Source organism: Streptomyces swartbergensis (genome assembly GCF_002148965.1).
GTDB classification, from domain to species: domain Bacteria; phylum Actinomycetota; class Actinomycetes; order Streptomycetales; family Streptomycetaceae; genus Streptomyces; species Streptomyces swartbergensis.
Map to the genome: position 1 here is coordinate 1 of NZ_NGFN01000404.1, position 7,418 is coordinate 7,418.

The 7,418-nt window shown below is 72.1% G+C and carries 9 protein-coding genes and 1 pseudogene; 6 read left to right on the forward strand and 4 right to left on the reverse strand.

Going from position 1 to position 7,418, the window contains the following annotated elements; all coding sequences use genetic code 11:
* From CA983_RS38045 to CA983_RS38060, 4 genes are all read left to right on the forward strand, one after another.
* Positions 1-217 (forward strand): thiolase C-terminal domain-containing protein (locus CA983_RS38045; protein ID WP_425276502.1); only part of this gene is annotated, 217 nt, incomplete at its 5' end.
* A gap of 1 nt (position 218) precedes the next feature.
* Positions 219-632, forward strand: a complete 414-nt coding sequence (locus CA983_RS38050; protein WP_086605281.1) for a Zn-ribbon domain-containing OB-fold protein — start codon at positions 219-221, stop codon at positions 630-632.
* Positions 629-1,402, forward strand: coding sequence for an enoyl-CoA hydratase/isomerase family protein (locus CA983_RS38055; protein WP_086605282.1), 774 nt, complete (start codon positions 629-631; stop codon positions 1,400-1,402). Before CA983_RS38050 ends, CA983_RS38055 begins: the two co-directional genes overlap by 4 nt.
* An 82-nt stretch (positions 1,403-1,484) precedes the next feature.
* Positions 1,485-2,435 (forward strand): alpha/beta fold hydrolase, encoded by a 951-nt coding sequence (locus CA983_RS38060; RefSeq protein ID WP_086605283.1) that lies wholly within the window; start codon positions 1,485-1,487, stop codon positions 2,433-2,435.
* A gap of 17 nt (positions 2,436-2,452) precedes the next feature.
* On the opposite strand, the pseudogene CA983_RS38065 reads toward CA983_RS38060, so the two are convergent.
* Positions 2,453-2,788: pseudogene (locus CA983_RS38065) on the reverse strand (outer membrane protein assembly factor BamB family protein); the annotation flags it as partial.
* 190 nt (positions 2,789-2,978) lie between these two features.
* The gene (gene kbpA, locus CA983_RS38070; protein ID WP_086605284.1) at positions 2,979-3,701 is read right to left on the reverse strand and encodes an AfsK-binding protein KbpA; all 723 of its coding nucleotides are present in this window, start codon (positions 3,699-3,701) and stop codon (positions 2,979-2,981) included.
* Between the two features lie 122 nt (positions 3,702-3,823).
* Between kbpA and CA983_RS38075 the strand changes: the two genes are divergently transcribed.
* Positions 3,824-4,471, forward strand: a complete 648-nt coding sequence (locus tag CA983_RS38075) for a TetR family transcriptional regulator (RefSeq protein ID WP_167407538.1) — start codon at positions 3,824-3,826, stop codon at positions 4,469-4,471.
* Positions 4,472-4,614: 143 nt separating this feature from the next.
* On the opposite strand, the gene CA983_RS38080 is transcribed toward CA983_RS38075, so the two are convergent.
* Positions 4,615-5,085: a nitroreductase family deazaflavin-dependent oxidoreductase gene (locus tag CA983_RS38080; protein WP_086605286.1), complete on the reverse strand. Its 471-nt coding sequence runs from the start codon at positions 5,083-5,085 to the stop codon at positions 4,615-4,617.
* On the reverse strand, positions 5,082-6,263 hold the full coding sequence (locus tag CA983_RS38085) for an acyl-CoA dehydrogenase family protein (protein ID WP_086605287.1): 1,182 nt from the start codon (positions 6,261-6,263) through the stop codon (positions 5,082-5,084). The genes CA983_RS38080 and CA983_RS38085 overlap by 4 nt, the downstream gene beginning before the upstream one ends.
* 110 nt (positions 6,264-6,373) lie before the next feature.
* Between CA983_RS38085 and CA983_RS38090 the strand changes: the two genes are divergently transcribed.
* Positions 6,374-7,418: thiolase C-terminal domain-containing protein (locus CA983_RS38090; protein ID WP_086605288.1), on the forward strand; the 1,045-nt coding region annotated here is incomplete at its 3' end.

Below are 7,418 nucleotides of genomic sequence, written 5' to 3' on the forward strand. Positions count from 1 at the left end.
GTTCACCGAGGGCGGGGCGCTGGAGATCGGCGGGCCGCTGCCCGTGAACACCGGCGGGGGCGGACTGTCCGAGGCCTACGTCCACGGTTTCAACCTCGTCAACGAAGGGGTGAAGCAGTTGCGCGGGWCCAGTACCGCGCAGGTGCCGGGCGCGTCGGCCTGCCTGGTCACGGCGGGCGAAGGCGTGCCCACCTCCGCCCTTCTCCTGAGGAGTTGAGATGCTGCGTCCCGTCACCGACACCGACGGCGCCCCGTTCTGGGAGTATGCCGCCCGGGGTGAGCTCCGTGTCCAGGCCTGCGCCGGCTGCGGTGAACTCCGCTTCCCGCCCCGGCCCTGCTGCCCGCACTGCCAGTCCTTCGAGGCCGAATGGCGCCGGGTGTCCGGCCGGGGCCGCGTCTGGTCGTACGTCGTCCCGCATCCGCCGCTGCTGCCCGGCTACGCCGAGCTGGCGCCGTACAACGTGGTCGTCGTCGAACTCGACGAGGCGCCGCGCATCCGGCTCGTCGGCAACCTCGTCGCCGGACCCGGTGAGCCGGTCAACTCCCTTGCCACGGACCGTCTCCGGATCGGCACGCGGGTGCGGGCCGTCTTCGACGACGGGCTTCCCCGGTGGGTTCCGGAGCGGTCATGAGCGGTGTGCTGGTGAGTGCCGACGAGGACAGCGGGGTCGCGGTCGTCACCCTCAACCGTCCGGACCGGCTCAACGCGGTCGATCTGGAGATGGCGCGAGAACTCGCCGGGGTCTGGCGGGAGTTGCGATTCGACGACTCCGTGCGGGCCGTCGTCCTGACCGGCGCCGGCGAACGGGCCTTCTGTACGGGCATCGACCGGGACACCGTCGTGCCGCAGCCGAACTCGCCGTACGCGCAGGAAGATCCGCTGCTCGGCATCGGGCCGAAGGCCAACGACCTGTGGAAGCCGGTCGTCGCCGCCGTGCGCGGGATGGCCTGCGGGGGTGCCTTCTACCTGCTCGGTGAGGCGGAGTTCGTGGTCGCCGACACCACCGCGGCCTTCTTCGACCCGCACACCACCTACGGCATGGTCAGCGCCTACGAGTCCGTCCTGATGGCGCAGCGCATGCCCTACGGGGAGGTCGCCCGGATGGCGTTGATGGGGACGGCGGAGCGAATCTCGGCGCGGCGGGCGTACGAGGTCGGGCTGGTGTCGGAACTCGTGGCGGAGGGCGAGGCGTTGGGGGCGGCGCGGGCGTGCGCCGCCGTGATCGCCGGGTATCCGACCGAGGCCGTGCAGGGGACCGTGCGGGCGCTGTGGGCCGCGACCGAGGCCGGCCGGAGCCAGGGGTTCGCGCTGGCGCCGCACCTCATCGCGCTCGGGAATCTCACCGGGGAGCGGCAGGCCCGGCTGTTCGCGGGGCGGCGGCGGGAGTACCGGGTGCGTTGACGCCGGTTACGTCGACGTACCGGTTGCGGCAGGAAATCGTTTACCCGTACACGCGTATGCTCGACGGGTGGTTGAGCATCGGATGATCGACGTGAACGGCATACGGCTGCACATCGCGGAGCAGGGCGAGGGCCCGCTCGTGGTGCTGCTGCACGGGTTCCCGGAGTCCTGGCACTCCTGGCGGCACCAGTTCGGGCCGCTGGCCGAGGCCGGTTTCCGGGTGGTCGCGCCCGACCAGCGCGGATACGGGCGCAGCGATCACCCCGAGGACGTGGACGCGTACAGCATCCTCCACCTGGTGGGCGACGTGGTCGGGCTGGTCCACGCGCTGGGCGAGGAGCGGGCGTTCGTCGTCGGGCACGACTGGGGAGCGCCGGTGGCCTGGCACACGGCTCTGCTGCGGCCGGACGTGGTGCGCGGGGTGGCGGGGCTGAGCGTGCCGCCGCCGTTCCGTGGCGCACAGCCGCCGCTCACGACCATGCGGGAGCGGTTCGGCGGGCGCTTCTACTGGAACTACTTCGAGCAGCCGGGCGTCGCCGAAGCCGAGTTCGAGGCTGACACCCGCGCCACCCTGCGCAAGCTGCTGTACTCCGCCTCCGGTGACGCCCCGGGCGCCGGCCGCCCCGAGCAGGCCCTGGTCGACCCGGAGCGCGGCTGGCTGGCGGACGCGCCCGACCCCGAGGTGCTGCCCGGGTGGCTGACCGAGGAAGACCTCGACGCCCTCACCGACAGCTACGCGCGGGGCTTCACCGGCGCGCTCAACTGGTACCGCAACCTGGACCGCAACTGGGAGCTGACCGCCCCCTGGCAGGGAGCGGTGGTGTCCGCGCCCGCGCTGTACGTGTACGGCGACCGGGACCTGGTCCCGGCCTTCCCGGGCACGCCCGAACTGATAGAGAAGCTGCCCGAGTCGATGCCCGACCTGCGCCGGAAGCCGCTCGTGCTGCCGGGCTGCGGCCACTGGACGCAGCAGGAGCGGCCCGCCGAGGTGAACGAGGCGCTGCTCGCCTTCCTCACGGAGCTGCGGGACTGACGCCCTCGGGTCATGCCCTAGCTCGTGCGTGCCGTGCCCGTGCCCTTCTCCGCGTCCAGGGCGTACACGCAGCGGTCCTTGCTGCACGCGTACACCACTCCGTCCCGGACGACCGGGGAGCCGGTGATCTCGCCGCCGGTGGCGAGCTTCCAGCGGAGCCGGCCGTCGTCGGCCTTCAGGGTGTAGAGCAGGTGGTCGGTGGAGCCGAAGTGGATACGGCCCTCGGCCACCGAGGGGGCGCCCACGATGTCCCCGCCCGCCTGGAAGCGCCACTTGGGTGTGCCGGTGACCGCGTCGAGGGTGTAGAGGCCCTTGCCGCTGCCCACGTGGACGTGGCCGGCGGCGACCAGGACGAGCCGCGCCAAGCCACATGTTCCACGCGACCCCGTGCAGCGTCTCACCACCGCACCGCCATGGCGGCACGCACCCCGATTCTTCCTGGCCGGAGCCGTGGTTGCGAACCCGGTGACAATTGGGATGTCTCCGTACACAGGCGATCAAACACTGAAAAAACACTGCCTGATCAGCCCTGCTCAGCGGTGCTCAGCGGTGCAGCAGCGCGAAGGACGCCCCCTGATTGTCCGTGACGACGGCGACCGTGCCGTACGACGTCCCGAAAGGCGGGGCCTGGATCCGGCCGCCGAGGCGGGTGACGTCCTCCAGCGCGGCCGGTACGTCCTCGACGGCGAAGTGGACGAGGAAGTGGGGCGGCATCTCGGCCGGGAAGACGTCGGAGACGGGGGCGCGGCCGAAGTCGGGCTCGGCGTCGGGGCCGAACAGGGCCTCCTGGAAGAGGTCGCCGTAGAAGGCGTTGGCCGCCTCGGTGTCCCGCGCGTACAGCTCCGCCCAGGCGAAGGTGCCCGGCTCGTGCCGCCTGCCGAAGCCGGAGTGCTCGCCCGGCTGCCACAGGGCGAAGACGGCGCCCTCCGGGTCGGTGACGAGGGCGGTGACGCCCAGCTCCCCGGCCCGCACCGGCGCCGTGACGACCTGCCCGCCGGCCGCCCGGATGCGCCGGGCCAGGGCCGCCGCGTCCGGGGTCGCGAAGTACACCGTCCAGACGGTGGGCAGCCGGCCGTCCATCTTGCGCACCAGCGCGGCCACGGGTTCACCGTCCTTCAGCGCCTGCGCGAAGGGGCCGAACCAGTCCTCGAAGGTCCACCCGAAAAGTTCACCGTAGAACCGCTTGCCCGCCTCGACGTCGGGAAGCTGCGCGTCCACCCAGCAGGGAACGCCCTCTGCGTACACCGATGCCCTGTTTTCGGCCATGCCGACAACGTAACCGCGACTGCCTCACCCCGCAGACCAGGCACACCAGCCCCCGCACTCCCTTACACCCCATTTGCAGTCGGCCGAATCGCGCCCCGATCACGCCTCGGTAAGCTGACGGCATGACAGGACAAGTGCGTACCGTCGACGGCCGCGTGGCCGGTAGGCGTGGGCAGGCGACCCGGCAGAAGCTGCTCGACTGCCTCAGCGAGATGCTCAGCTCCTCCCCGTACCGGGACGTCAAAGTCATCGATGTCGCCCGGAAGGCGGGCACTTCGCCCGCGACCTTCTACCAGTACTTCCCGGACGTCGAGGGCGCCGTCCTGGAGATCGCCGAGCAAATGGCGACCGAGGGCGCCGCGTTGACCGAGCTCCTGGAGGGCCGCTCCTGGGCCGGCAAGGCCGGCTGGCAGACGGCACAGGAACTCGTCGACGGGTTCCTGGAGTTCTGGCGCAAGAACGACGCGATCCTCCGGGTCGTCGATCTCGGCGCCGCCGAGGGCGACAAGCGGTTCTACAAACTCCGGATGAAGATCCTCAACTCGGTGAACAACTCCCTCGCGGACGCCGTCGCCGAGCTCCAGGCCAAGGGCAGGGTCGACAAGGACGTGAACCCGGCGGCCATCGCCGGTTCGCTGGTCGCGATGCTCGCGGCGGTCGCCTCCCACCAGAAGGGTTTCTCCTCCTGGGGCGTGAAGCAGGCCGAACTGAAGCCGAACCTCGCGCTGTTGGTACACCTGGGCGTCACGGGCAGGAAGCCGACGAAGTAACCATCGGCCCGGCGCCCCCGGCCCTTTCCCCGCACCCAAGCCCTGTCTGGTCCCCGCACCCAAGTCCTGTCTGCCAGGCGGCGGTCCACCCGGGTGGACCGCCGCCTGTTGCGCTTTTTGCCTTCGCCTTCTGCCTCCGCTTTCTACCTTCGTACGATCCTGAACAACCGGATCTCCCGCTCCACCCGCGCCTGATACGCCGCGTACGGCGGCCAGAACGCCAGCACCGCCTGCCAGGCCGCCGCCCGCTCCGCCCCCTCCAGCAGCCGGGCCGTGACCGGGATGTCCTGGCCCTTCCAGCTGATGTCGGCGTCGGGATGCGCGAGCAGATTGTGGCTCCACGCGGGATGCCCCGGCCTCCCGAAGTTGGACCCGACCAGAAGCCAGCCGCGTCCGCCGTCCTCCGGCACACAGGCCAGCGGCGTACGACGGGGCAGGCCGCTCTTGGCTCCGGTCGAGGTCAGCACCACGCCCGGCAGGAGCTGCGCACTGAGCAGCACTCTTCCGCGCGTGAGCCGGTGCACGGCCTTGTCGAGGGCCGGGACGACGTGCGGTGCCACGCGCGCGAACCCCCGGGCCGAGGACACCTTCTGCACGAACCGCACGCCCCTCATCTGCCGGCCTCCTCGAAAACGTGCGCCACGTCGGCGGCATGGGCCCGCAGCCGGTGCACCGGCCCGAACAGCAGCTCGTCGCCCGCGGCACGCTTGAAGTACAGGTGAACCTCGTGCTCCCAGGTGAAACCGATGCCGCCGTGCAGCTGGATCCCCTCGGCGGCGGCCGAGCGCAGCGCCTGAAGCGCCTGGGCGAGCGCGAGGCCGCCGACGGTCTCCTCGTGGGCGGCGGCCCAGGCCGCGTAGTACGCCGCCGAGCGGGCCGCCTGCACCTGGACGTACACGTCGGCCAGCCGGTGCTTGACCGCCTGGAAGGAGCCGACCGGCCGCCCGAACTGCTCGCGCTGCCCCACGTACTCGACGGTCCGCTCCAGCACCCGGTCGGCGGCCCCCACGGCCTCGGCGGCGAGACAGGCGGCCACGGTGTCACCGAGCCGGGCGAGAGCGGGGACGACGTCGTCGTCCGCGCCGCCCAGCAACTCGGCGGGTGTGTGGCGGAGTTGGATACGGGCTTGGGGACGGGTGGCGTCCAGCGCGGTCTGCCGTACGCGGGTGAGACCGGTGGCGTCACCGCGTACGAGGAAGAGCAGCACGCGGGAGCGGGCGAACCCGCCGGTGTGCGCGGCGACCACGAGCAGCCGGGCACTGTGCCCGTCGAGGACCTGGTCGGCCTGCCCGTACAGCCGCCAGCCGCCGTCGGCCTGCCGGGCCTGGACGCCCCCGGCCCGGCCGCCACCGGCCCACTCCCCACGCGGGTCGTGACCGGTGAGTCCAAGGGCGGTGGCGAGGGCGGGGCCCGGCACCGCGAGGGCTGCGGTGAGCCCGCCGGAGGCGATACGCGGGAGGAGTTCCGCCCGCTGGGCGTCGGTCCCGAGGGTGATCACCAGCGGGGCGGTCAGGACGGCCGTGGCGAGCAGCGGGGAGGGTGCGAGGGCCCGGCCCGTCTCCTCGCAGGCGAGGGCCAGCTCGGTGACCGAGCAGCCGACACCGCCGTAGCCCTCGGGGAGGGCCAGTCCGGGCAGGCCGAGCTGTTCGGCCAGGGCGGTCCACAGGGCCGGGTCGTGCCCGGCCGGGGTGTCGACGGCGGCCCGCAGCTCCTCGGGGCCGCACCGCTTGTGGAGCAGTTCGCGCAGGGTGCGGCGGATCTCGTCCTGCTCGGCGGTGAAGCGGGCGTCCATGGGGGTACCACCTCCGCATCTGACGGTGCGTCATATTAGGGCGGAGGGCCGGGGATGCCCAGAGTCCTGCCGTGGTTGTGCTGGGCATTATCTGATGTACCGTCAGATTCATGGTTGCCCGGAGGAAAGTGGCCGTCGTCGGCGTGGCCCTCTCGGACTGCGGCCGCGTGGATGACGCGACCCCGTACGCGCTGCACGCCCAGGCGGCCCGCCGCGCCCTGGCCGACGCGGGCCTGGACCGCTCGCTGGTCGACGGCTTCGCCTCGGCTGGCCTGGGCACCCTGGCCCCCGTCGAGGTCGCCGAGTACCTGGGCCTGCGCCCCACCTGGGTCGACTCCACCTCCGTCGGCGGCTCCACGTGGGAGGTCATGGCGGCCCACGCGGCGGACGCGATCGCGGCCGGGCACGCGCGCGTGGTGCTGCTCGCCTACGGCTCGACGGCCCGCGCGGACGTCAGAGCGGGCCGCCGGACGGGAACGCTGTCCTTCGGCACGCGCGGCCCCCTGCAGTTCGAAGTCCCCTACGGCCACACCCTGATCGCCAAGTACGCCATGGCGGCCCGCCGCCACATGATCGAGCACGGCACGACGATCGAGCAGTTGGCGCAGGTGGCGGTCCAGGCCCGGGCCAACGCGGCCCTGAACCCCGAGGCGATGTTCCGCACCCCGGTCACGGTGGACGAGGTCCTGGCCGGCCCCATGATCGCCGACCCCTTCACCAAGCTGCACTGCTGCGTCCGTTCCGACGGCGGGGCGGCGGTGCTGCTGGCGGCGGAGGAGTACGTACGAGACTGCCGTACCGCTCCGGTGTGGGTACTGGGGAGCGGGGAGTGCGTCTCGCACGCCGCGATGTCCGAGTGGGCGGACTTCACGGTGTCCCCGGCGGCGGTGAGCGGACGGCTGGCCTTCGAGCGGGCGGGCGTACGGCCGGAGGAGATGGACTTCGCGGAGATCTACGACGCGTTCACCTACATGACCCTGGTGACGCTGGAGGACCTCGGCTTCTGCGGGAAGGGCGAGGGCGGGGCGTTCGTGCAGAAGGGCCGGCTGCGGGTCGAGGGCGGGGATCTTCCGGTGAACACCGACGGGGGTGGGCTGTCGGCTCAGCATCCCGGGATGCGGGGGTTGTTCCTGCTGGTGGAGGCCGTGCGGCAGT

Bases quoted from the DNA above. Each gene is read 5' to 3' on its own strand.
- CA983_RS38050 (WP_086605281.1), top strand. From the start codon at position 219: ATGCTGCGTCCCGTCACCGACACCGACGGCGCCCCGTTCTGGGAGTAT.
- CA983_RS38055 (WP_086605282.1), top strand. From the start codon at position 629: ATGAGCGGTGTGCTGGTGAGTGCCGACGAGGACAGCGGGGTCGCGGTC.
- CA983_RS38060 (WP_086605283.1), top strand. From the start codon at position 1,485: ATGATCGACGTGAACGGCATACGGCTGCACATCGCGGAGCAGGGCGAG.
- kbpA (WP_086605284.1), bottom strand. From the start codon at position 3,701: ATGGCCGAAAACAGGGCATCGGTGTACGCAGAGGGCGTTCCCTGCTGG.
- CA983_RS38075 (WP_167407538.1), top strand. From the start codon at position 3,824: ATGACAGGACAAGTGCGTACCGTCGACGGCCGCGTGGCCGGTAGGCGT.
- CA983_RS38080 (WP_086605286.1), bottom strand. From the start codon at position 5,085: ATGAGGGGCGTGCGGTTCGTGCAGAAGGTGTCCTCGGCCCGGGGGTTC.
- CA983_RS38085 (WP_086605287.1), bottom strand. From the start codon at position 6,263: ATGGACGCCCGCTTCACCGCCGAGCAGGACGAGATCCGCCGCACCCTG.